Annotated in this window: 21 protein-coding genes; 4 read left to right on the top strand and 17 right to left on the bottom strand. The window is 63.2% G+C overall.

The genetic code is table 11. The features are described 5' to 3' along the window. Position 1 precedes the first annotated feature (1 nt). From EI983_RS03205 to trpS, 12 genes are all read right to left on the bottom strand, one after another. The gene (locus EI983_RS03205) at positions 2-781 is read right to left on the bottom strand and encodes a succinate dehydrogenase iron-sulfur subunit (RefSeq protein ID WP_157705925.1); all 780 of its coding nucleotides are present in this window, start codon (positions 779-781) and stop codon (positions 2-4) included. Positions 782-791: 10 nt separating this feature from the next. Further along, a complete protein-coding gene (locus EI983_RS03200) occupies positions 792-1,169 on the bottom strand; it encodes a succinate dehydrogenase (protein WP_246162251.1) in 378 nt (125 codons plus the stop codon). 59 nt (positions 1,170-1,228) lie between these two features. Continuing rightward, complete coding sequence (locus EI983_RS03195) at positions 1,229-2,719, bottom strand: glycosyltransferase family protein (RefSeq protein WP_157705922.1); 1,491 nt, start codon at positions 2,717-2,719, stop codon at positions 1,229-1,231. Between the two features lie 282 nt (positions 2,720-3,001). Beyond that, positions 3,002-3,364 (bottom strand): hypothetical protein, encoded by a 363-nt coding sequence (locus EI983_RS03190; RefSeq protein WP_157705921.1) that lies wholly within the window; start codon positions 3,362-3,364, stop codon positions 3,002-3,004. Continuing rightward, positions 3,364-5,169, bottom strand: a complete 1,806-nt coding sequence (sdhA, locus tag EI983_RS03185) for a succinate dehydrogenase flavoprotein subunit (protein ID WP_157705919.1) — start codon at positions 5,167-5,169, stop codon at positions 3,364-3,366. The genes EI983_RS03190 and sdhA overlap by 1 nt, the downstream gene beginning before the upstream one ends. Positions 5,170-5,186: 17 nt before the next feature. Continuing rightward, positions 5,187-5,558, bottom strand: coding sequence for a succinate dehydrogenase, hydrophobic membrane anchor protein (gene sdhD / locus EI983_RS03180; protein ID WP_157705917.1), 372 nt, complete (start codon positions 5,556-5,558; stop codon positions 5,187-5,189). Positions 5,559-5,571: 13 nt separating this feature from the next. Next, positions 5,572-5,955, bottom strand: coding sequence for a succinate dehydrogenase, cytochrome b556 subunit (gene sdhC / locus EI983_RS03175; RefSeq protein ID WP_157705915.1), 384 nt, complete (start codon positions 5,953-5,955; stop codon positions 5,572-5,574). A gap of 229 nt (positions 5,956-6,184) precedes the next feature. Next, positions 6,185-6,862, bottom strand: a complete 678-nt coding sequence (locus EI983_RS03170; RefSeq protein WP_157705914.1) for a DUF1194 domain-containing protein — start codon at positions 6,860-6,862, stop codon at positions 6,185-6,187. A gap of 71 nt (positions 6,863-6,933) precedes the next feature. Next, the gene (locus EI983_RS03165) at positions 6,934-7,800 is read right to left on the bottom strand and encodes a branched-chain amino acid aminotransferase (protein ID WP_157705912.1); all 867 of its coding nucleotides are present in this window, start codon (positions 7,798-7,800) and stop codon (positions 6,934-6,936) included. 57 nt (positions 7,801-7,857) lie between these two features. Further along, entirely contained in the window at positions 7,858-8,343 is a 486-nt protein-coding gene (locus tag EI983_RS03160; RefSeq protein WP_157705909.1) for a VOC family protein, read from the bottom strand. 93 nt (positions 8,344-8,436) lie between these two features. Next, positions 8,437-9,324: a dimethylarginine dimethylaminohydrolase family protein gene (locus EI983_RS03155; protein WP_157705906.1), complete on the bottom strand. Its 888-nt coding sequence runs from the start codon at positions 9,322-9,324 to the stop codon at positions 8,437-8,439. Positions 9,325-9,464: 140 nt separating this feature from the next. After that, positions 9,465-10,484, bottom strand: a complete 1,020-nt coding sequence (trpS, locus tag EI983_RS03150) for a tryptophan--tRNA ligase (RefSeq protein WP_157705904.1) — start codon at positions 10,482-10,484, stop codon at positions 9,465-9,467. Positions 10,485-10,559: 75 nt separating this feature from the next. Here trpS and EI983_RS03145 point away from each other — a divergent pair, with 75 nt between their 5' ends. After that, a complete protein-coding gene (locus tag EI983_RS03145; protein WP_157705902.1) occupies positions 10,560-11,249 on the top strand; it encodes a rhomboid family intramembrane serine protease in 690 nt (229 codons plus the stop codon). Positions 11,250-11,314: 65 nt separating this feature from the next. Here EI983_RS03145 and murJ read toward each other — a convergent pair whose 3' ends face one another. Further along, a complete protein-coding gene (murJ, locus tag EI983_RS03140; protein ID WP_157705900.1) occupies positions 11,315-12,853 on the bottom strand; it encodes a murein biosynthesis integral membrane protein MurJ in 1,539 nt (512 codons plus the stop codon). A 203-nt stretch (positions 12,854-13,056) separates the two neighbouring features. On the opposite strand from murJ, the gene EI983_RS03135 reads away from it, so the two are divergent. Continuing rightward, positions 13,057-14,571 carry a YifB family Mg chelatase-like AAA ATPase gene (locus EI983_RS03135; protein ID WP_157705898.1) on the top strand — a complete coding sequence of 505 codons (1,515 nt, stop codon included), beginning with the start codon at positions 13,057-13,059 and terminating at the stop codon, positions 14,569-14,571. Here EI983_RS03135 and EI983_RS03130 read toward each other — a convergent pair. The 4 genes from EI983_RS03130 to rsmI all read right to left on the bottom strand — a co-directional run bounded on the left by EI983_RS03130 (position 14,537) and on the right by rsmI (position 17,709). After that, on the bottom strand, positions 14,537-15,445 hold the full coding sequence (locus EI983_RS03130; RefSeq protein WP_157705896.1) for an alpha/beta hydrolase: 909 nt from the start codon (positions 15,443-15,445) through the stop codon (positions 14,537-14,539). The two genes, EI983_RS03135 and EI983_RS03130, sit on opposite strands and share 35 nt — an antisense overlap. Continuing rightward, positions 15,442-16,377 (bottom strand): glutathione synthase, encoded by a 936-nt coding sequence (gene gshB, locus EI983_RS03125; RefSeq protein ID WP_157705894.1) that lies wholly within the window; start codon positions 16,375-16,377, stop codon positions 15,442-15,444. Before gshB ends, EI983_RS03130 begins: the two co-directional genes overlap by 4 nt. Before the next feature lie 61 nt (positions 16,378-16,438). Next, a complete protein-coding gene (locus EI983_RS03120) occupies positions 16,439-16,849 on the bottom strand; it encodes a YraN family protein (protein ID WP_157705892.1) in 411 nt (136 codons plus the stop codon). Continuing rightward, positions 16,849-17,709 (bottom strand): 16S rRNA (cytidine(1402)-2'-O)-methyltransferase, encoded by an 861-nt coding sequence (rsmI, locus tag EI983_RS03115; RefSeq protein WP_157705890.1) that lies wholly within the window; start codon positions 17,707-17,709, stop codon positions 16,849-16,851. The genes EI983_RS03120 and rsmI overlap by 1 nt, the downstream gene beginning before the upstream one ends. 87 nt (positions 17,710-17,796) lie before the next feature. Here rsmI and EI983_RS03110 point away from each other — a divergent pair, with 87 nt between their 5' ends. Both EI983_RS03110 and EI983_RS03105 read left to right on the top strand, forming a co-directional pair. Further along, positions 17,797-18,975 (top strand): penicillin-binding protein activator, encoded by a 1,179-nt coding sequence (locus EI983_RS03110; protein ID WP_157705888.1) that lies wholly within the window; start codon positions 17,797-17,799, stop codon positions 18,973-18,975. 21 nt (positions 18,976-18,996) lie between these two features. After that, on the top strand, positions 18,997-21,753 hold the full coding sequence (locus EI983_RS03105; protein WP_157705886.1) for a [protein-PII] uridylyltransferase: 2,757 nt from the start codon (positions 18,997-18,999) through the stop codon (positions 21,751-21,753). Positions 21,754-21,878 lie beyond the last annotated feature (125 nt).

The raw sequence follows: 21,878 nt of genomic DNA, 5'->3' as shown, positions 1-21,878 counted from the left end.
ATCAGACCGCGCGTTCCACCATCATCTTCTTGATCTCGGCAATGGCCTTGGCCGGGTTCAGACCCTTCGGACAGGTCTTGGCGCAGTTCATGATCGTGTGGCAGCGGTAAAGCTTGAACGGGTCGTTCAGGTCGTCCAGGCGTTCGCCCGTGGCCTCGTCACGGCTGTCGATGATCCAGCGATAGGCATGCAAAAGCGCGGCTGGGCCGAGGTAGCGGTCACCGTTCCACCAATAGCTCGGGCAGGAGGTGGAGCAGGACGCGCACATGACGCATTCATAAAGCCCGTCGAGCTTGGAGCGGTCCTCGATCGACTGTTTCCACTCTTTCGCGGGGCGGTTCGTCTTGGTTTCCAGCCAGGGCATGATACTGGCGTGCTGGGCGTAGAAATGGGTCAGGTCGGGAATGAGGTCCTTGACCACCGGCATATGCGGCAGCGGATAGATTTTCACATCGCCCTTCACCTCATCCATGCCGTAGATGCAAGCCAGCGTGTTGATCCCGTCGATATTCATGGCACAAGAGCCGCAGATGCCTTCGCGGCAGGAGCGGCGGAAGGTCAATGTCGGGTCGATCTTGGTCTTGATGTAGATGAGCGCGTCCAGGATCATCGGGCCGCAATCGTCCAGATCGACGAAGTAGGTGTCGACGCGCGGGTTTTGTCCGTCATCGGGGTTCCAGCGATAAATCTGGAACTTGCGCAAGTTGGAGGCCCCTTCGGGCTTGGGCCAGGTCTTGCCCGTCGTCATGCGGGAATTCTTGGGGAGTGTCAGTTCAACCATGTCTCTCTCCTCACGTCAGCCCGCCCAGCAGGGTCAGGCTGTTTTCTGCAATACATTTCACGGATTTCGGGCGCTGGGAAATTTCCAGCACCAGATTGACCGTGTTGTCGCTCACGCCGGTTACGGAGGCCCCGGCGATGGACAGGATTTCGGACGCCGACGCGGCATCGATGATGCAGTCGGTGACGGGAGCGGTATTCACCCCCGGCAATCTGGCCTCGACCACGCCATTCACCACCGATTTCGCCTGATCACGGGCGATGGCATCGGCGGCCTTGTTCGCAGCCCCGCAGGCCGAGAGGGCGACGGGCAGCAGGATGAAGGCAAGACGGCAAAAGCGGCGCATCAGCTCATACTCCATCGGCTCGGGCGGGGCACCGTGTGGCACCGCCGGGAGGCCAACTAAAATCGTGTCGAGTGAGCTTCGTCATATCCTTGTTGTCCGTTTCAAAACAGCGAAAGGGCGGCGCCCTTCTCGAGGATTTGTTTGGCTCGCTCATCGAAACTGTGGCGGCGATGCATGTCCTTGGCAAAGCTCATCCGCGCCTTTCTGCGGGTGGCGCCTTCTGCGCGGATTTCGCTGAGTGCGGCGTCGAATTCATCCTGGCTGCTGACGCAATGCACAAACTTATCGAAATCGGCTGGCATATTTTCGACAGGATCGCTGATGACCGCAGCACCGCAGGCGAGCGCATCGAAAATACGGTTAGAGACGTATCCATCCCTGCTCATGGAGGGCATGTGATCGCATAGCACGATGCGGGCGTCACGATACACATCACCAAGGCGCGCGTTGGGCAGATACTGATCTTGAAGCCAGGCTTTGGCGGGATGCCGCTTCCATGCCTTGCCCCAGAGTTTGAATGTCCAGGGATTCTGGACCGCGTATTCAACGATCTGCCGGGGGCCGAACTGGTGATAGTGATTGCTGCCGACAAAGACCATTCCCTCGTCGGCAGGACGATCCGGCGGGTACATCAGCTTGGGATCGAAGCATTGCCAAAGCACCTCGCCGGTGCAGTTTTGCTTGCTGGCGTTGAATTCGGACGCTGCCGCGGGAGAGGCGAAATACATATGCGCGGCACGGTCGAACCCCCCGGTCAGATCCTCTTCTTCCCGGCCGGGATAAAGAACCCATCCGATCATCGGCGTGTCACCGGTCGGGGTGTAGACTTCGGTACCGAAAAGAACGATGTCCAGATCGCTTTTACCGGCGTCCTTGTACCATTCGCGCACCGAGTCGATTTTCACGCAATGCCCAAGCCTGAGGAAGGCGTCGGCCAGACCGCGGGCAAAATGGTAGTCGCCCCAGACTTCCTTTTGACGAGCGTTGGGAACGGCGGTCTTAAGTGCGATGTTGCGAGAGGCCTTTGCCGCGCGCTCGGGCTCTTCCCAGGTGCTGAAGATACGCTGATCCGGAACGATGCTGGGTGTCTGAAGCTGTGCGGACAGTCTTTGCAGGTCCACGGCTTCGCAAAATCTGTCCAATCCGAACTGTTCGATGCTCAGGTTCTGGTAGTCCTGGACAAGCTCTTCGTATTTGTCGCTGAGCACCGTATTGTCCGGATCGAAGCCAGAGATCTTGACCAGACCGGTTGGCGCAAGGTCCAGCACCTCAACCGAAAGGTCCGGGCGATACTCGCGCAGGACGGGCAGCAACTTCCATACATCGCCTGTCCAGCTTGATGTCTTGTCTTTGTCCCATTCCCGTTCGGCCACGAGGGCATTGTAGGGTACACAATCGTGGATCGTCATCACGCCGTCGGGGCTCATGTATTTTTCCGTGTTCATGAAATCCCGCAGAAGGAATTCGAACAGGTGCATGCCATCGAGAAAGGCGAAGTCTATTTTCAAGCCGAGACGGTCAAGCATACCCGAGGCGAAGAAGTCATCGCTTGTGCCCTGATAGAGGTGCAGCTCGGGCTTGTTCTTGGCCACATCCGTGTCAAGACGGAACACCGGGTCGACCGCGATGGAGGTGCAATGGGCAAATCCCAGGCTGGCGCCGCTTTCCGTTCCGATCTCGAAATACACGTCCGGCTTTAGCTCGGCGTGCATCCCTTCGAGGTAGGGCAGGTAATGATGCATGCCAAGCTGAGGGTAACCCGGGTCGGACTGGATCCCCACTTCGCGCCTCAATTTGCGCTTTAACATCATGCTCGTTCCCTACCCTCTTATCGTTTTACCATTGCTTCGGCTGCTCTTCAGACAGGATTGGCCTTAATTCGTTCCGATGCAATAGGTTGCGCCGCCATAGATCGTGGCCGCGCCATCCGGGCAGATCACGTTGCCCGCGCGGGAATTGGGTGAGGAGATGAGGCCGGCAGCGACGGCTTTCTGCCGGATACAGGCATTGAAGCTTTCGGCGCCCGCTTCGGTGCCGTCTTCGACAGCGCGGATCACCGGCAGGCCCGGGCCTTCCTCGTATTCGTAGGTGCCCGGAGGCGCGACCTCGGCCTTGCACTGTGCCACGATATCGGCCGGTTTGGGCTTCATCAGGATATCGCACGCGCCAAGCGTCAGCACGAGGGACAGCCCGCAGGCTGTGAGGACCGTCTGTTTGGCGGGGCGTATCTTGGTCATCAGAATGTCCGCTCCTTCGGGGCGATTTTCTTGAGGCTGATGCCGCCTTCCTTCTCGGAGGTCAGCGGGGCCTCGATGATCGGGCGATAGCTGAGATCGACCTTTTTGCCATCGACGCGGGCGACCGTGTGCACGCGCCAGTTTTCATCGTCGCGGGTAGTGAAATCCTCATGCGCATGGGCGCCGCGGCTTTCCTTGCGGGCCTCGGCACCGCAGATCGTGGCGAGCGCGTTGGGCATGAGGTTGGTCAGCTCCAGCGTTTCCATCAGGTCTGAGTTCCAAACAAGGGACCGGTCCGTGACCTTCAGATCGCCCATCTTGGCGGCGATGGCGTCCATCTTCTTGACCCCTTCAGCGAGCGTCTTGGAGGTGCGGAACACGGCGGCGTCTTCCTGCATGCAGCGTTGCATCTCCAGCCGCAGATCGGCGGTGGGGGTCGCGCCGTCGGCATGGCGCAGCCCGTCGAACCGGTCGAGCGCCTTGTCGACCTGGGCGGTGTTGGTGGCAGGCACCGCACTGTCGCGGTCGACCACCTTACCCGCGCGGATCGCCGCGGCGCGGCCAAACACGACAAGGTCGATCAGAGAGTTCGAGCCCAGCCGGTTCGCCCCGTGCACCGAGGCACAGCCCGCCTCGCCCACGGCCATGAGACCGGGCACGACGGCGGTCGGGTCTTTCTTGGTGGGATTCAGCACCTCGCCCCAGTAATTCGTGGGAATGCCGCCCATGTTGTAATGCACCGTGGGCAGAACCGGGATCGGTTCCTTGGTGACATCGACGCCCGCAAAGATGCGCGCGCTTTCGGAGATACCCGGCAGGCGCAGTTGCAGCGCCTCGGGCGGAAGGTGGCTGAGGTTCAGGTGGATGTGGTCGCCATTCGCGCCCACGCCCCGGCCTTCGCGGATTTCCATGGTCATCGAGCGGCTGACATAGTCACGCGGGGCGAGGTCCTTGTAGTTGGGCGCGTAGCGCTCCATGAACCGTTCGCCTTCGGAGTTGGTCAGGTACCCGCCTTCGCCGCGCGCGCCTTCGGTGATCAGGCAGCCCGAGCCATAGATGCCGGTAGGGTGGAACTGCACAAATTCCATATCCTGAAGCGGCAGGCCCGCGCGCGCCACCATACCGCCGCCATCGCCGGTGCAGGTATGGGCGCTGGTGGCGCTGAAATAGGCACGGCCATAGCCGCCGGTGGCCAGCACGACCATCTTGGCGTTGAAGACATGCATCGTGCCATCATCCAGCTTCCAGCAGACAACGCCGGTGCAGGTGCCGTCATCGGACATGATCAGGTCGATGGCGAAATATTCGATATAGAACTCGGCGTTGTTCTTGAGCGACTGGCCATACAGCGTGTGCAGGATGGCGTGGCCGGTGCGGTCGGCAGCGGCACAGGTGCGCTGCACCGGCGGGCCTTCGCCAAATTCGGTGGTATGGCCGCCGAAGGGGCGCTGATAGATCTTACCTTCTTCGGTGCGCGAAAACGGCACGCCGTAATGTTCCAGCTCATAGACCGCCTTGGGGGCCTCGCGGGCGAGATATTCCATCGCGTCGGTATCGCCCAGCCAGTCGGAGCCCTTGACCGTGTCATACATATGCCATTGCCAGCTGTCGGGGCCCATATTGCCCAGCGACGCGGCGATGCCGCCCTGCGCAGCGACGGTATGGGAGCGGGTCGGGAAAACCTTGGTCACGCAGGCGGTGCGCAGGCCCTGCTCGGCCATGCCCAGCGTTGCCCGGAGGCCAGCCCCGCCAGCCCCGACGACCACGACGTCATAGTCATGCGTCTCGTATTCGTAAGCAGCCATTTGTCTTTACTCCGGTCTTAAAGGGCAATCTTGGCGATGGCGAAAAGGCCCGTGGCCATGGCGCCATAGCTGAGGCAGGCGACAAGGATGATCGCCAGTTTCTGCCGGGTGCCGTGCACGTAATCCTCGATCATCACCTGCGCGCCATCGCGGAAATGCTTGAAACCCACGACGATGGTCAGCGCCGCGACAATGGCCGGGAAGGGCCGCCCGAAATAGGCCAGCACATCGGCATGCGGCTCGCCCAGCATGGGGCCGAAGGTGAAGACGAAAAGCGGCACGAGGATCAGCAGCGCGACGGAGCTCATCTTCATCGCCCAGAAGTGATGCACCCCGTCCTTGGCGGAGCCCATGCCCTCGGCGCGTTTGCGGTCGGTCAGATAACGCATGTGTCGGGCCTCCTCAGATGATGATCACGGTCAGGATGGTCAGGACCACCGAGCCGCCGACGACCGCCCAGCCGAGCTTTTCCGCGTTGTCGAGGTCAAGCATCATGGCGTTGTCCCAGATCAGGTGCCGCACCCCCGCGAGCGTGTGATACCACAGCGCCCAGAGCGAGCCGAACATGATCAGATCCCCCAGGAACGAGGTGATGATCCCGTCCACCGTCTCGTAATAGGCCGAGCCAGTCGCCGCGGCGAGAAACCACCAGACGGTCAGCAGAGCGCCCAGAAGAAGCGCGTTGCCGGTGATCCGGGTGAGGATCGACGTGACGGAGTTCAGCTGTGGGCGGTAGATTGTAAGATGCGGTGAAAGCGGGCGATTGCCCCGGTTCACATCGGCCATGAAATGTCCCTTTCCCGTTCAGGCCCCGATCAGCAGCAATCCCGGTTGGGCCCGTTTCTCTTTGTTTAACGCACATGCTGGGGATTCACAGCCAAAAACTGAGCTTCAAACGCTTCCGGGAACAGGCAAATTGTCGCAAATACGGGTGTTGTGATCACATAAATTTCACTGTGATCACAAAATGACAGAGGAAGAGAGGTGCACCCGCGCGGGTCGATTCTGCGAGGTTCTAGGGCCGTGTTGCAGCGTCATGGTGGTTCAGCGAGAGCTGTTTTGTGACCTCGCGCAGCAGTTTCTGGCGCATGCGGGCGGGGTATTCGTCATAGCTGTTGGCGGTGAACACGAAGGCGCCGGGGCCGGTGATCACATTTTCCCAGAAATATTCGGTCATGCGGGGCTCGGCGCCTTCGATGACGAGCGCGTTGACCGTGATCTCGGCGGCGCGCAGGCGCGGATGCACCTCGCGCGGCAGCAGGCCTTCGTTGGACGACCCATCGCCCGAGATGTCGATGATCCGTTTCTTGCAGGCGGGGGCCGCGCTGAACTGGCTGAGCGAGAAATCCAGCGCCTCACCGATGGCGGTGGAAAAATTGCGCCAGCGTCGCGGGGCGGTTTCCACCTGGGATGCGAAGGCGTCGAGCGCCTCGAAACTGGTGATATGCGCCCAGGGCACGGTGACCTCCTGGCGCGATGAGCCGGTCCATTGCACGACACTGACCATCGCCTCGCCCGCGACGAGCGCTTCGGAGACGGCGCTGTCACGCAGCCCGTCGGCAAGGCCCTGCATCTGGGTGCGGTATTCCTCGCGATCCACCGATCCCGAGACATCCACCGCCAGCAAGAGCGCCACCTCGCAGGCCGGGGCGGGCGAGGCAAGCAGAAGGCCAAGGACAAACGCGCGGATCATGAGCCTGTCCTAGCACGCGTTGCGAAGAAAATTCTGCGAATTTTCTATGTGAGATTTTTCGACGAAAAATCTCAGCCTGTGGAGGCGGCCCAATCCCAGTACATCTCACGCACGCGGTTGGTGATCGGACCAATCTGGTAGGAGCGGTCATCGAACGCCGTCACCGGCGTCACCTTCATCATGTTGCCCGACAAAAAGACCTCGTCAGCCTCTTCGAAATCGGCAAAGCCCATGACGGTTTCATGCACTTTCACCCCATCGGCACGCAGGTTTTCGATATGCCGTGCCCGGGTGATCCCGGCGAGGAAGGTGCCGTTGGGCACCGGTGTGAACACCTCGCCATCCTTGACCGCGAAGACGTTGGCGGTGGCCGCCTCGGCCACATTGCCCAGAGCGTCCGTGACCAGCGCATTGGTGAATCCCTTGTCACGCGCCTCGGCAAGCATGCGCGCATTGTTGGGATAAAGGCAGGCGGCCTTGGCATTGACCACCGCATCCTCCAGCACCGGGCGGCGAAAGCGGGTACGTGTCAGCGTGGCCGACGCGGTGGGTGCGGCCATCGGGATCTCTTCGAGGCAGATGGCAAAGCCGGTCTCGCCTCCCTCTTTCGGCACGATGGCCGACATGCCGCCCTCGACGGCCCAGTACATCGGGCGAATATAGACAGCGGCATCGGGCGCATAGGATTTGAGCCCTTCGCGCACGATCTCGACCATGTCGCCGGCGCTGACGGTCGGTGTGACCATCAGCGCCTCGGCCGAGGCGTTGACCCGCGCGCAGTGTTTATCGAGATCGGGGGTTAGCCCGTTCGCGAACCGCGCGCCATCAAACACGTTGCTGCCGAGCCACATGCCGTGATCCGCCGCTTTCATCAGCGGCACATCCCCATCATGCCAGGACCCGTTAAAATAGGTGCGTATATTGGTGCCGGTTGCCATCTTTGCTCTCCCTGCTTGCCCGCACCCTAGGAGCAAGAACCGGTAAGGTCCAGACGGTCAGGGGGCTTCGGCAAGCAAGGCGGCCACGTCGAGCGGAGCGTTGAACATGGCAAGTGCGCCGTCCGCATCGCGCGGCCACTCGTCGGGCGCACGGTCGCGGTAGAGCTCGACGCCGTTGCCGTCGGGATCCGAGAGATAGACGGCCTCGCTCACGCCATGATCGGCAGCCCCTTCGATGGGGTAGCCTGCATTGACCACGCGGCGCACCGCATCGGCAAGCTGCGCGCGGTCGGGATAGAGAAAGGCGGTGTGATAGAGCCCGGTATGCCCCTTTGGCGGGGCGGTGCCGCCCCGAGATTCCCAGGTATTCAGGCCGATATGGTGGTGATAGCCGCCCGCCGAGAGGAAAGCGGCGCCGCTGCCGAATTTCTGTTGTAACTCAAAGCCCAGCACACCGGAATAGAAGCCGATGGCGCGGTCGAGGTCGGACACTTTGAGATGCACATGGCCGATGCTGGCGGCCGGATGAACGGGTTGGGTCATTTCGGGGCTCCATAATCTGTTGCGCCCAATCTAACCACTCGGCGCAGGCGCGCAATTCCGCTTAATTGACCCCGGATCGTGCGAAAACGCACATTACTCGGGTATGCGATGCAATTCATGGCAGGAGCAATGCACCCCCCCGCCGCCCAGAGCGAACATGTCATAATCAATCGCCGTGACGGTAAACCCGCGCTCTTCGAGCTGTCGGTTGACGTTGACGTTATGGCTCATCGACAGCACACGGCGATTGCCAAGCGAGACGATATTGCCGCCGAGTTTCACGCAATCGGCATAGGCCACCTGGATCACCTCGATCCCGTGGCGGTCCTTGATGTAGTCCAGGGCATAAGGCTGTAATGCGTCCTCGCAGACCAGCGCGAGCCCCTTTTCCAGCATCACGACGACCGCATCCATATGGACGAATTGGGGCGGGATGGGCGTGATCAGCACCTCCCAGCCCTTGTCGCGCAGCCAGCCGGCCACCTGCTCGGCCCCGTCGCTGGTAGAGCGATCGCCGGACCAGCCCAGCAGCGCCACGCCCGGCTTGAGGATCACGAAATCGCCGCCCTCGAAATGTCCGGCGGTCACCCATTTCCAGATCGGGATACCGGCATCATGATAGAACTGGCTGGCCACGGCATAGTCACGGCGGCGCGGCGGCGTCTGGATCGAGGTGATCACGGCCCCCCAGGGGGTCATGAAGCTGCTGTCGCGGGTGAAGACCGACGATGGCAGCCCCTCATCCGCCTCGACGAAATGCACGTTGACGCCGTTTTGCTCGTAAACCTCGACCATGCGGGCATGCTGCGCCTGCGCGCGTTGCGTATCGAAGCGGTGCCCCATCTGCTCCATATTGGCGAAGGTCACGGCAGAGATGGAATTGAGCGGCACCCAGCGGAAATGATCGGGTTTGCCGAGCAGAACATCGGTCAGCACGCCGGTTTGCGCGGTCACGCCCCATTGAAGCCCCTGATCCTGCATCGCTCCGCTCCGTTCTGTTCCAGGAAACGAGAGCAGATGACCACGAGACACGCAAGATATTTGACGGGCGGTCCGCGCAGGACGATCGGCAGGATGATGCGATGATCCGCGCGCCGGTGGCCCCGGCGCGCGGGTGTGGGTCAGGCACCCACCATGCCGACAATCTCATAGGTTTTCTTGAGGATCGGCGCGGCAATCGCCCGCGCGCGATCTGCGCCGTCGGCGAGGATGCGGTCAATCTCGGCCTGGTCCTGCATCAGCTTTGCCATTTCGCCCGAAATCGGGGCCATCTTCGCAACCGCCAGGTCCGCCAGCATCGGCTTAAACTCGGAAAACGCCTTGCCGCCCACCTCGCGCATCACCGCCTCGACGCTCTGGTCACTGAGGGCGGCGTAGATATTCACCAGGTTGCGCGCCTCGGGCCGGTCCTCAAGCCCCTCGGCCTCGGAGGGCAGCGGCTCGGGGTCGGTCTTGGCCTTGCGGATTTTCTTGGCGATCGTTTCGGCATCGTCGGTGAGGTTGATGCGCGACATGTCCGAGGGGTCGGACTTGGACATCTTCTTGGACCCGTCGCGGAGGCTCATCACGCGCGTCGCCGCCCCTTCGATCACCGGCTCGGTCAGCGGGAAGAAATCGACGCCATAGTCGTGGTTGAACTTCATGGCGATGTCGCGGGTCAGCTCCAGATGCTGTTTCTGGTCCTCGCCCACCGGCACATGGGTGGTGTGGTAAACCAGAATGTCCGCCGCCATCAGCGCCGGGTAGGCGAAGAGGCCGAGCGAGGCGTTCTGCGCGTTCTTGCCCGCCTTGTCCTTGAACTGGGTCATGCGCTGCATCCAGCCCATGCGGGCGACACAGTTGAAGATCCAGGCCAGTTGCGCGTGCTCGGCCACCTGGGACTGGTTGAAGAGGATGGACTTGTCGGGGTCAAGCCCGCTGGCAATATAGCCGGCGCAGAGCTCGCGCGTGGCACGGGCCAGCTTGTCGGGATCCTGCCAGACGGTGATCGCGTGCATATCGACCATGCAATAGATCGTCTCGGCCACGTCCTCCTGCATGTCGACAAAGCGCTTCATCGCGCCCAGGTAATTGCCCAGGGTCAACCCGCCCGAGGGCTGGATCCCTGAAAAGACGCGGGGTGTGTGGACCACCTCACTCATGGCTCTCTCCGTCTGGATTTCTTCGTGCGCCTCGCGTAACGGTAGGGCAAGGCCCCGTCAAGCAGAGGCACGTGCATGAGCAGCGATCCCGAGTATCACGCCCCCGTCAATCCGATCCCGCCTGTGGTTCTGGCGCTGTTTCTGGTGATCATAGTGGTGGAGGCGGCCTTTTCCCTGGGCGCGCGCGGCATGCTGGGCGGACCGGAGGCGGTCGGATGGCGCAACAATGCGATCCAGAGCTACGGGTTCAACACCGATGTTATGGACTGGATGCTGGCCAACGGGGTCTATCCGCGGGAGCATCTGATCCGCTTTGTGAGCTACGGATTCGTGCATGGGACGTTTACCCATGCGCTTTTCGCGGGTGCGATGCTGCTGGCGCTGGGCAAGTTCGTGGGCGATGTGTTCAACCAGTTTGCGACGCTGGCGCTGTTTCTGATTTCGCTTGCGGCGGGGGCCGTGGTCTATGGTCTGCTCGCCGGGGGCACGCCCTGGTTGGTCGGGGCGTTTCCGGGGGTTTACGGGCTGATCGGCGGGTTCACCTATCTGATGTGGTTGAAGCTGGGGCAGATGGGCGCACAGCAATACCGCGCGTTCACGCTCATCGGGTTTCTGCTGGTGATCCAGCTTATCTTCGGACTGTTGTTCGGCAGCAATGGCGACTGGCTGGCCGATATTGGCGGGTTTGTGGCCGGGTTCCTTGCCTCTTTCGTGCTCAGCCCCGGCGGCTTCGCCAAGCTGCGCGAAAAGATGCGCCATCAGTAAGCCGCTCGTCGCCCCCTTGCGTGGGCGCCTCGCGAGGCCGGCACGTCAGGGCCGGAAGAGCGGCCTCAGCGCCGGAACGCCTCGCGCAGCTCGCCCTTGCGGAACGCGCCAAAGAGCCGCCCGGCGAGGAAATAGCTGCCCGCGCCGATCGCGATCAGCACCAGCAGCGCCACCCAGCGTAGCCCGGGCACCAGGATAAACGGGTTGAGGGCCAGCCCCACCATCCACAGCACCCCGCCCATCAGCGCCGAGGCCAGCACGATCCGCCAGAGCCGCGACCGGAAGCGCGCGTCAAAGCGGGCGTCCTCACCGAAACGGCGCGCGCCACGCGCCAGAAGCCAGACCATGGCCCAGCCGGCCAGCGTGGTGGCAATCGCCGCCGCGACCCAGCCGATGACAAAGGCCAGTCCCACCGCCAGCACCGCGTTGATCACCATGGCCACGACCGCATAGTGAAACGGCGTTCTGGTATCCTCACGCGCGAAATAAACCGGTTGCAGGATCTTTTGCAGCACGAAGGCCGGCAGGCCGAGACCGTAGATCGCCACCGCCAGCGCGGTTGCTGCCGTGTCATCCACACCGAAGGCGCCGCGCTCGAACAGTACCGAGACGAGCGGGATCGGGATCACCATCAGTGCCACGGCAGAGGGAATGGTCAGGGCCAGTGAAATCTCGCCCGCGCGGGAAAACGCCTCGCGCGCGCCCTTGTGATCCTCGGCCTTCAGCCGCCGCGACAGGTCGGGCAGCAGCACGATCGCAACAGCAATGCCCACCACACCCAGCGGCAACTGATAGAGCCGGTCGGCGGAGTAAAGCCAGCTGATCGCCTTGTCGTAATTCGACGCCACCTGCTGACCCACCAGCAGGTTGATCTGCATCACCCCGCCCGCCAGCGCCGCGGGGATCGCGATGCGCACAAGCTGTGCCATCTCGGGCGTCCAGCGCGGGCGCACGAGGCCGATATGCAGCCCCGCGCGTTTGGCCGCCACCCAGACCAACACCATTTGCGCCACCCCTGCAAAGGGGATGGTCCAGACGAGGGCCGTCACCACCGCACCGCCCATATACCAGGCCGCCGACATCGCCGCGACGAGCATCACGTTGAGCAGCACCGGTGCCGCTGCGGCCGCCGCGAAATGCCCGGCCGCGTTCAGGGCGCCCGAAAGCAGCGCCGCCAGCGAAATGAACAGGATATAGGGAAAGACGATGCGCCCGAACCCGACGGTCATGTCAAACCGCACATCGCCCGAGAAGCCTTCTGCGGTGGCCCAGACCAGCGCCGGCATGAAGACCATGGCAAGCCCGGTCAGAGCCAGCAACACCAGCGCCAGACCGCTGAAGGCCAGCGAGGCAAAGCCATGCGGATCCTCCCCGCCTTCCAGCCGCTTGGAATACATCGGTACGAAGGCGGCGTTGAACGCGCCCTCGGCAAAGAACCGGCGGAACATATTGGGGAGCCGGAACGCGGCCACAAACGCATCCATCGCCGCGCCGGGGCCCAGAAAGCTCGCGATCAGCACATCGCGCACAAAGCCAAGGATGCGGCTCATGAGGGTCCAGCCGCCCACGGTCAGGATACTGGAGAGCAATCGCACGGGTTTCATAAACGGGCCTTTGCGCCGGAAAGATGCCTGATCCCTAAAGCCTTTCGCCGCAAACGTGAATCACATTTTTTGCGCAGCCTGGCGTGTATGGCGCGGCCTTCTCCCTTCTTTGTGGCAAAAATACTCAAATCCAACACAAGAGATTAACCATTCATCAACCGATTTGGCCGTAGCGTTAACCATTCTGAACGAAAGGGGCGCGGATGGTCGCCAAAGCCTACACCGTGGCCTTCGAGGGGGTCGAGGCAAAGCCCGTGGAGGTGCAATGCGCCGTCACGCCGGGCCTGCCCGCCTTTTCGGTCGTGGGCCTACCCGACAAGGCCGTTTCGGAGGCGCGCGACCGGGTGCGCACGGCGCTGAGTTCGATGGCGATCGCCCTTCCCTCCAAGCGGATCACCATCAATCTCAGCCCGGCGGACATGCCGAAAGAGGGCAGTCATTTCGACCTGCCGATCGCGCTGGCGTTGCTGGCCGCGCTGGAGATCATCCCCAGGGACGCCGTGGAGGAAGCCTGCGCGCTGGGCGAGCTGTCGCTCGATGGTGCGCTGGTGCCGGTGGTCGGCGCGCTCCCCGCCGCCATGGCCGCCGCCGAGGAGGACCGCACGCTGCTCTGCCCCAAGGCGTCGGGCGCCGAGGCGGCCTGGGTCGGCGCGGTGCGGGTGCTGGGCGCGGCCAATCTGGCGGATGTTGTGCGGCACTATACCGGGCAGTCCCCCCTGCCCCCCGCCGAGCCCGGCGAGGTGATCGCCGCCGATACAAGCCGCGACCTGCGCGACGTCAAGGGACAGGAACGCGCCAAGCGGGCGCTGGAGATCGCAGCCGCCGGGCGGCATCACATGATGATGATCGGCCCGCCCGGCTCGGGCAAATCCATGCTGGCCGCGCGGCTGCCTGGCATCCTGCCGCCGCTCACCGCACGGGAGGCGCTGGAGACCTCGATGATCCACTCGCTCGCCGGTCTTCTGGACGAAGGCGGGATCAACCGCGCGCGCCCCTTTCGAGAGCCGCATCACACCGCCTCGATGGCCGCAATTGTCGGCGGCGGGCGGCGCGCCCAGCCCGGTGAGATCAGCCTTGCGCATAATGGCGTGCTTTTCATGGATGAGTTTCCCGAGTTTCCCCGCACCGTACTGGAGACGCTGCGCCAACCCATTGAGACCGGCGAGGTGATGGTTGCGCGCGCCAATGCGCATGTGAAATACCCCTGCCGGTTTATGCTCATGGCGGCGGCGAACCCCTGCAAATGCGGACATCTCAGCGATCCGAACCGCGCCTGTTCACGCGCGCCGCTCTGTGGTGAGGATTACCTGGGCCGGATTTCCGGCCCGCTTATGGACCGGTTCGACCTGCGTGTCGATGTTCCGCCCGTGGCTTTCTCAGACCTCGATCTGCCTGCTTCGGGCGACAGCTCGGCCGAGGTCGCGGGGCGGGTCTTGGCCGCCCGCGCGCTGCAGGAGGCAAGGTATGAGGCACGACCGGGCATGTATCAGAATGCCGACGCCGAAGGAGAGGCGCTGGAGGAGGTGGCGACCCCGGATGCGGAGGGCCGCGCGCTGCTCACCAAGGTGGCGGAACGGTTCGGCCTCTCGGCGCGGGGGTATCACCGGGTGTTGCGGGTGGCACGAACCATCGCCGATCTGGATGGATCAGACGGGGTGGAGCGGCACCATGTGGCCGAGGCGATCAGCTATCGGCTGAGCGTGGCGGCAGAGACCTGATCCAGCCCGCCAGCTGGTCGAGCGTGGCTCGCGCCTCGGGCAAAAGCGTGTGGAACAGCGGCCAGACATGGGGCAAATCCTGTTCGACAACAAGCTCGGTCGGCACCCCTTGCGCGCGCAGGCGCTCGGCCATCCTCGTGCTGTCATCAAGCAGGATCTCGGTCGTCCCGACAGAAATCCAGGCGGGCGGCGCGCCGGTGAAATCACCGTTGAGCGGTGAGGCGAGCGGCTGACACGGATCAGCCTCGCGCAGGTACATTTCGGCCATCGTCGGCGCCATCGAAGCGGGCAGAACCACATCACACGCGTCATTGTCGCGCACCGAGGCGCTTGTGAAGCTCAGGTCGGTCAGGGGCGACAGGCAGAAACTGCCCAGGGGTTTCGGCAGGCCGAGGCGCAGAATTTCGAGATTGAGCGCCAGGGTCAGGCCGCCGCCGGCGCTGTCGCCGCCGATCACCACACCGCCGGGGTGGTCGGCCACGGCGCGATAGACCGCCACGGCATCCTCGACCGCCCCCGGGAAAGGGTGCTCCGGCGCCTTGCGATAATCAGGCAGCAGTGCGGCGAGGCCGGTGCGTTTGCAAAGCTGCGCCAGCATCGCCTTGTGGGTGCTCGGTGAGCCGAAAATATAGCCGCCGCCATGCAGGTAAAGTATCAGCGGCCCGGTCGTGTCCGAGCCCGGCGTGGTGACATGCAGGCAACTGACCCCGGCCACGGTTTGCGCGACAGTGCTGGTGCCCCACGGGCTTCGGAAAAAAATCCGCGACTTCAGCTCGAACGAGCGGCGCAGCTTCCCGGGGTCCCTGGCGCGGGCGAGGTGCGGCTTCTCGGTGAGCCGCAGATAGAGGTTGAGGCCCGGTCTGATCCAGCTCATGACCGCTTGGCCTCGATCACCTCCCAGATACGCGCGGCGACATTGGTGCCGTCGAAACGCTCAAGTTCCTGAATGCCGGTGGGCGAGGTCACGTTGATCTCGGTCAGGTAATCGCCGATCACGTCGATCCCGACGAAGACCTGGCCCTTTTCCTTCAGAAGCGGGCCGATGCGGGCGCAAATCTCGCGGTCCCGGTCGCTGAGCGCGATTTTTTCGGGCCGCCCGCCCACATGCATGTTGGAACGCGTCTCGCCCTTGGCCGGCACGCGGTTGATCGCCCCCACGGGGTCGCCATCGACCAGGATCACACGTTTGTCGCCCTTGGCGATATCGGGCAGGAATTTCTGTGCGATGAGCGGCTCACGGGAGAAACCGGTAAAAAGCTCATGCAGTGAATTCAGGTTGCGGTCGGATTCGGGCAGGTGGAAGACCCCCGCTCCGCCATTGCCATAGAGCGGCTTGAGAATGATGTCGCCATGCCGGGCGCGGAAGGCACGGATGGTCTCGATGTCGCGGGCGATGGCGGTGGGCGGCATGAGGTCGGGGAAATCGAGGATCAGCAGCTTCTCGGGGTAGTTGCGGACCCAGAACGGATCATTCACCACCAGCGTGCCGGGCGAGAGCCGCTGCAGGATATGGGTGGTGGTGATGTAGAACATGTCGAAAGGCGGGTCCTGGCGCAGCCAGACCACGTCGTAGTCGGCCAGATCGACCTCCTGCGCCTCGCCCAGGGTGTAGTGATCGCCCTTGACGCGCTGGACGGTCACAGGCCAGCCCCGCGCCGTTACCCGGCCCTGATCATAGGCCAGCTTGTCAGGTGTGTAATAGAATAGCTCGTGCCCGCGCGCCTGCGCCTCCTCCATGAGGCGGAACGTGCTGTCGGCGTTGATGTCGATCGGGCCGATCGGGTCCATCTGAAAGGCGATTTTCACGGGCGTCCCTCCTCATGTCTTGGTGTTCACCTACATGGGGCATGGACGGGCGCGGTGCAATTCAGAAATGGCCGAAAGCGTTTTCCATCACCTGCACCGCACCGCTCTGGTCCACCAGCGCGAGGTCGAACCGGACCTCGCTGAGCTGTCCCCGGGGCGTGGTGCCAAGAAATTCCGCGGCGCTGCGGTGAATGCGCATCATCTGCGCCTCCGACAAGCGCGTCAGCGCCCACTCGAAACTCGGGCCCTTCTTGACCTCGACAAAAACGATCACGTCGCCCTCAAGAAAGATCAGGTCGATCTCACCGCCCTGCCCGCGCCAACGTTCCGCGGCAAGCACCGCGCCGGTTGTTTCGTACCGACGCCGCACGGCCGACTCGGCAGCAAGGCCCGATAAATAGTTGCTCTTGCCGCGCAGGCGGCGAGGCTCAACCGGGCAGGCAAATGCGGAATGCGGGTTGAAATGTTGCACTATCTCTCCTTTTCGATCGCCAGCGCCCGCTGATAGATCTTGCGGCGGGGCACACCCAGTTGCTGCGCGATCAGATCAGCCGCATCGCGCACGGAATGTTCTGCAAGCGCCGTCCTGAGGGCTGAGTCTATCTCCTCGGAATTAACAGACCGTTTCGGGGCGTCGCCAATCAGCACAACAATCTCGCCCTTGAAGCTTCGGCTGGCAGCTTCGCCCGCCAGCGCCCCCAGATCATCGCGCAAGACCTCTTCGAATTTCTTGGTCAGTTCCCGGCAGAGCGCTGCCGGGCGCGTCTGTCCCAGCACGGCGGCCGCATCCTTCAGCATCGCCGCCACACGCTTGGGCGATTCGTAAAAGATCAGCGTCCCCGGCACCGAAGCGAGCGCGGTGAGCGCGGATTTCCGCCGGGAGGCGCTGTTGGGCAGAAACCCCGCAAAATGAAACTGGTCGGTGGGCAGGCCCGAGAGCGTGAGCGCCGTGATTGCCGCGGACGGGCCCGGAGCGGAGACCAGAGCATAGCCCTCGGCCACCGCCGCGCGCGCGAGGTCAAACCCCGGATCCGCGACCATGGGCGTGCCCGCTTCGGAGGCATAGAGAACCGCCTGACCCTCTGCCAATGCCTGCAGGATACGGGGCCGCACACGATCGCCGTTGTGGTCGTGGTAGGACAGCATCGCGCGGTCACGTACAGCTATACCATGAATATCCATCAGCTTGCGCAAGCTGCGCGTGTCTTCGGCCACCAGCATATCCGCCGAGGCCAGCAGGTCGAGCGCACGCAGCGTGATGTCGCGCGCGGTGCCAAGCGGCGTCGCGATCAGGTACAAACCCGGCTTGAGTTTCTCGGTTCTGGGATTCACCTCTGGACCCGCCCTGTGTGACGTTTATTATTGCGGCTCAATGAACGGCGGGGCGATCCCGCCATGCTCAGGGAGTAGACCGTACCCATGTTTGCCGCTTTTCAACGCGCCCGCAAGGCCGCTGGCCGCCTCTTCATGATCTTCACCGCGATGTGGCTTGTGGCCGCCTGTCAGCCGGTCAGCCTTGGCGGCGGCAACGGGGCCACGGCGCCAGGCGCGGCAGTTGCCGTGGCGCTTCTGGTGCCGCACGGGGCCGCCAGCCCGCAGGAGCAGAAACTGGCCCGCGACCTGGAGCGCGCAGCGCGTCTGGCGGTGGCCGATCTGCAGGGTGTGCAGATCGACCTGCGGGTCTATGGCACGGCGGGCAGTGCCGCCCGCGCACAGGAAGCCGCGCTAAACGCGGTCGCCGACGGAGCCAAGATCATCATTGGCCCGCTGCATGCGGAATCGGCCAATGCCGTGGCCGTCGCGGTGGCCAACAGGAACGTCAACGTGCTGGCCTTCTCCAACAATCCGACGATCGCGGGAGGCAACCTCTTTGTTCTGGGGCAAACCTTCGATAACACCGCCGATCGGCTGGCTGCCTATGCCACACGTCAGGGCAAGTCCCGGATTCTCACCGTCTATTCCAGCAACCTGGCCGGACAGCTTGGCAAACAGGCCATCGAACAGGCGGTTGCGCGTCATGGCGGGTCCGTGACCGGCGCGGTGAGCTATGAATTCTCGCAAGACGGCGTGGTGAATGCAGTGCCGAGGATCAGATCGGCCGCCGCCAGCGGGAATGCGGATGCGATTTTCATGACCGCCAATGCGGCGGGCGCGCTGCCTCTGTTCAGCCAGATGCTGCCGGAGGCCGGGCTTGGCCCCGCAACGATGCAGTATATCGGCCTTGCGCGGTGGGATGTTCCGCCGCAGACCCGCGATCTTCCGGGGTTGCAGAACGGCTGGTTCGCCATGCCGGATCCGGCCCGCGCGGCCCAGTTCGCCAATCGTTTTGCCGCGGCCAATGGCGAGCAGCCACATGACATTGCCGGGCTGGCCTATGATGGGATTGCCGCGATCGGCGCCCTGGTCAAGACCGGGAAGCGCGACGCGCTGAGCAAGTCCTCACTGACGCAATCGGCGGGCTTCCAGGGGGTGAACGGGGTTTTCCGCTTCCGTCCCGACGGCACGACCGAGCGCGGGCTGGCCATTGCCACGATCCGCAATCAGCAGGTTGTCATTCTGGAGAACGCCCCGAAGAGCTTTGGCGGGGCCGGGTTCTGATAGGGGTGCGACACCACGCCAATGGTTGATCCTGAACATCTGATCTGCCCGGCGGAGGATATCTTTGACCGTGCGGCGATGGCCGAGGCCATGGCCCAGGCCGAAGCCGCGCATGAGGGCGACCATGTGGCCCTGCGCCGGGAGATGGTGCAGGTGCTGCGCGAGGCGCAGACGCGCGGACGCGAGGCGATTGCCGCGGCACTGGGCACGCATCCCCTTGAAGCGGTCGCGGCGACCGCGTCTTACAGCTGGCTGACCGACTGTCTGATCCTGACCGTGCTCGATCTGGCGACGCGTGTCTTGCACCCGTTGCCCAACCCGACCGAGGCCGAGCGCATCGCGGTAACGGCTGTGGGCGGGTACGGGCGCGGCGAGATGGCGCCGGAATCGGATGTCGATCTGCTGTTCCTGACGCCTTACAAGATCACCCCCTGGGCCGAGAGCGTGATCGAAAGCATGCTCTACATGCTGTGGGACCTGCGCCTGAAGGTGGGCCATTCCAGCCGCACGATCCCCGATTGCATCCGCCTTGCGCGCGAGGATTTCACCATTCGCACCGCTCTGTTGGAAAACCGGTTTCTCGCGGGCGAGGCGAGCCTGTCGGAAAAGCTCAACAAGACGCTGCGCAAGGATCTGTTCAAGGGTACCGAGCGCGAGTTCATCGAGGCCAAGCTTTCCGAGCGCGAGGCGCGCCATATCAAGCAGGGCAACCAGCGCTATATGGTCGAGCCCAATGTGAAGGAAGGCAAGGGCGGGCTGCGCGATCTGCAATCGCTGTTCTGGATCGCGAAATATATCTACCAGGTGGATGACACCGCCGAACTGGTGCGGCTGGGGGTCTTCACGGAAGAGGAATACAGCACCTTTGCCAAGGCGCATAATTTCCTCTGGGCGGTGCGCTGTCATCTGCACCTGGCCACCAAGCGGCCCAACGATCAGCTCAGTTTCGACATGCAGGTCGAGGTGGCCGAGCGCATGGGCTATGTGGACATCGCCGGACGCCGGGCAGTCGAACATTTCATGCAGGAATATTTCCGCCATGCCACGGTGGTGGGCGACCTGACGCGCATCTTCCTGACCAAGCTGGAGGCGCAGCATGTCAAATCCGCCCCCCTGCTGGAGCGGCTGTTCAGCCGCAAGAAAAAGCTCAAGCCGGGCTACAAGGAAGTGCATGGGCGGCTGGCCATCGAGCGGCCCACGAGCTTTCTGAAGGACCGGCTGAACCTTCTGCGGCTCTACGAGGAAGGGTTGCGCACGGGCATGCTGATCCATCCGGACGCGATGCGACTGGTGACGGCCAACCTGCACCTCATCGACGATGAAATGCGCAACGATCCCGAGGCGCAGAAGCTGTTCCTGGACCTGATGCTCAAGCACGGCAACCCCGAGCGCGCCTTGCGCCGGATGAACGAGCTTGGGGTGTTGTCGGCCTTTATCCCCGAGTTCGAGCCGATCGTGGCGATGATGCAGTTCAACATGTATCACCACTACACCGTCGACGAGCATATCATTCAATGTATCAGCCAGCTGGCGCAGATCGAGCGCGAGGAGCTGGTGGAAGAGCTGCCCGTGGCCTCGACCATCCTCAAGGAAGGGGTGAACCGGCGGGTGCTCTATGTCGCCCTTTTGCTGCACGATATCGGCAAGGGACGAGAGGAAGATCATTCGATGTTGGGCGCGCAGATCGCCCGCAAGGTTGCGCCGCGGCTGGGGCTGAAACCGGCCGAGGTGGACACGGTGGAATGGCTGATCCGCTATCATCTGCTCATGTCGGACATGGCCCAGAAGCGTGACATTGCCGACCCTCGCACGGTGCGTGATTTCGCGAAGGCGGTGCAGACGAAAGAGCGGCTCGATCTGCTGTGCGTGCTGACGGTCTGTGACATTCGCGGCGTGGGGCCGGACACCTGGAACAACTGGAAAGCCTCGCTGATCCGGGCGCTGTACCGGCAGACGCGGCGCGCCATGGAAGGCGGTCTGGAGGCGCTCAACCGCGAGCAGCGCGGCTCGGAGGCCAAGCGCAACCTGCGCGAGGCGCTGTCGGACTGGGATTCCAGGGATCTCAAAGTGGAGACGGCACGGCATTACCCGCCCTATTGGCAGGGGCTGCATGTGACGGCGCACGAGGTCTTTGCCCGGCTCCTGAGGGAGCTTGAAGAGGATGAGATCGCGATCGATCTTGCGGTTGACGAGGACCGGGATGCGACCCGCGCCTGTTTCGCTCTTGCCGATCACCCCGGTATTTTTTCGCGGCTGGCCGGCGCGCTGGCGCTGGTCGGGGCGAATGTGGTGGACGCGCGCACCTATACGTCCAAAGACGGGTTCGCCACCGCCGCCTTCTGGATCCAGGACGCCGAAGGCCGCCCCTATGAGGCGGCCCGCCTGCCGCGCCTGCGCCAGATGATTCACAAGACGCTCAAGGGCGAGGTGGTGGCGGGCGAGGCGATCAAGGATCGCGACAAGATCAAGAAACGCGAGCGCGCTTTCCGCGTGCCGACGCATATCACCTTCGACAATGACGGCTCGGAGATTTACACCATCATCGAGGTGGATACCCGCGACCGGCCGGGGCTGCTTTATGACCTGACGCGGACGCTGGCCAACAACAACGTCTATATCAACTCGGCGGTGATCGCGACCTATGGCGAGCAGGTGGTGGACACGTTCTATGTCAAGGATATGTTCGGCCTGAAATTCTATTCCGAGGCCAAGCAGAAATCACTGGAGAAGAAGCTGCGCGATGCGATTACGCAGGGGGCCGAGCGGGCCACCGCGTGACCGGCGTGATCCGATTGAGTGGCTGCGCCACGCTCTTTTTTGTTGTACATGGGGGCGCTGCCCCCAAACCCCCGGAGGAGTTCGGCCCGGGAGAAGCAGCATGCTTTTCTTCCTGGCAAAAACAC

Origin of the sequence: Roseovarius faecimaris, from assembly GCF_009762325.1 — a bacterium.
Taxonomy (GTDB): Bacteria; Pseudomonadota; Alphaproteobacteria; order Rhodobacterales; family Rhodobacteraceae; genus Roseovarius; species Roseovarius faecimaris.
This window is presented reverse-complemented; position numbering and strand designations above follow the sequence as displayed.

Excerpts from the sequence above, each read along its gene's own strand:
- EI983_RS03205 (WP_157705925.1), bottom strand. The coding sequence starts at position 781 with ATGGTTGAACTGACACTCCCCAAGAATTCCCGCATGACGACGGGCAAG.
- EI983_RS03190 (WP_157705921.1), bottom strand. The coding sequence starts at position 3,364 with ATGACCAAGATACGCCCCGCCAAACAGACGGTCCTCACAGCCTGCGGG.
- sdhA (WP_157705919.1), bottom strand. The coding sequence starts at position 5,169 with ATGGCTGCTTACGAATACGAGACGCATGACTATGACGTCGTGGTCGTC.
- sdhD (WP_157705917.1), bottom strand. The coding sequence starts at position 5,558 with ATGCGTTATCTGACCGACCGCAAACGCGCCGAGGGCATGGGCTCCGCC.
- sdhC (WP_157705915.1), bottom strand. The coding sequence starts at position 5,955 with ATGGCCGATGTGAACCGGGGCAATCGCCCGCTTTCACCGCATCTTACA.
- EI983_RS03170 (WP_157705914.1), bottom strand. The coding sequence starts at position 6,862 with ATGATCCGCGCGTTTGTCCTTGGCCTTCTGCTTGCCTCGCCCGCCCCG.
- EI983_RS03165 (WP_157705912.1), bottom strand. The coding sequence starts at position 7,800 with ATGGCAACCGGCACCAATATACGCACCTATTTTAACGGGTCCTGGCAT.
- EI983_RS03160 (WP_157705909.1), bottom strand. The coding sequence starts at position 8,343 with ATGACCCAACCCGTTCATCCGGCCGCCAGCATCGGCCATGTGCATCTC.
- EI983_RS03155 (WP_157705906.1), bottom strand. The coding sequence starts at position 9,324 with ATGCAGGATCAGGGGCTTCAATGGGGCGTGACCGCGCAAACCGGCGTG.
- trpS (WP_157705904.1), bottom strand. The coding sequence starts at position 10,484 with ATGAGTGAGGTGGTCCACACACCCCGCGTCTTTTCAGGGATCCAGCCC.
- EI983_RS03145 (WP_157705902.1), top strand. The coding sequence starts at position 10,560 with ATGAGCAGCGATCCCGAGTATCACGCCCCCGTCAATCCGATCCCGCCT.
- murJ (WP_157705900.1), bottom strand. The coding sequence starts at position 12,853 with ATGAAACCCGTGCGATTGCTCTCCAGTATCCTGACCGTGGGCGGCTGG.
- EI983_RS03135 (WP_157705898.1), top strand. The coding sequence starts at position 13,057 with ATGGTCGCCAAAGCCTACACCGTGGCCTTCGAGGGGGTCGAGGCAAAG.
- EI983_RS03130 (WP_157705896.1), bottom strand. The coding sequence starts at position 15,445 with ATGAGCTGGATCAGACCGGGCCTCAACCTCTATCTGCGGCTCACCGAG.
- EI983_RS03110 (WP_157705888.1), top strand. The coding sequence starts at position 17,797 with ATGTTTGCCGCTTTTCAACGCGCCCGCAAGGCCGCTGGCCGCCTCTTC.
- EI983_RS03105 (WP_157705886.1), top strand. The coding sequence starts at position 18,997 with ATGGTTGATCCTGAACATCTGATCTGCCCGGCGGAGGATATCTTTGAC.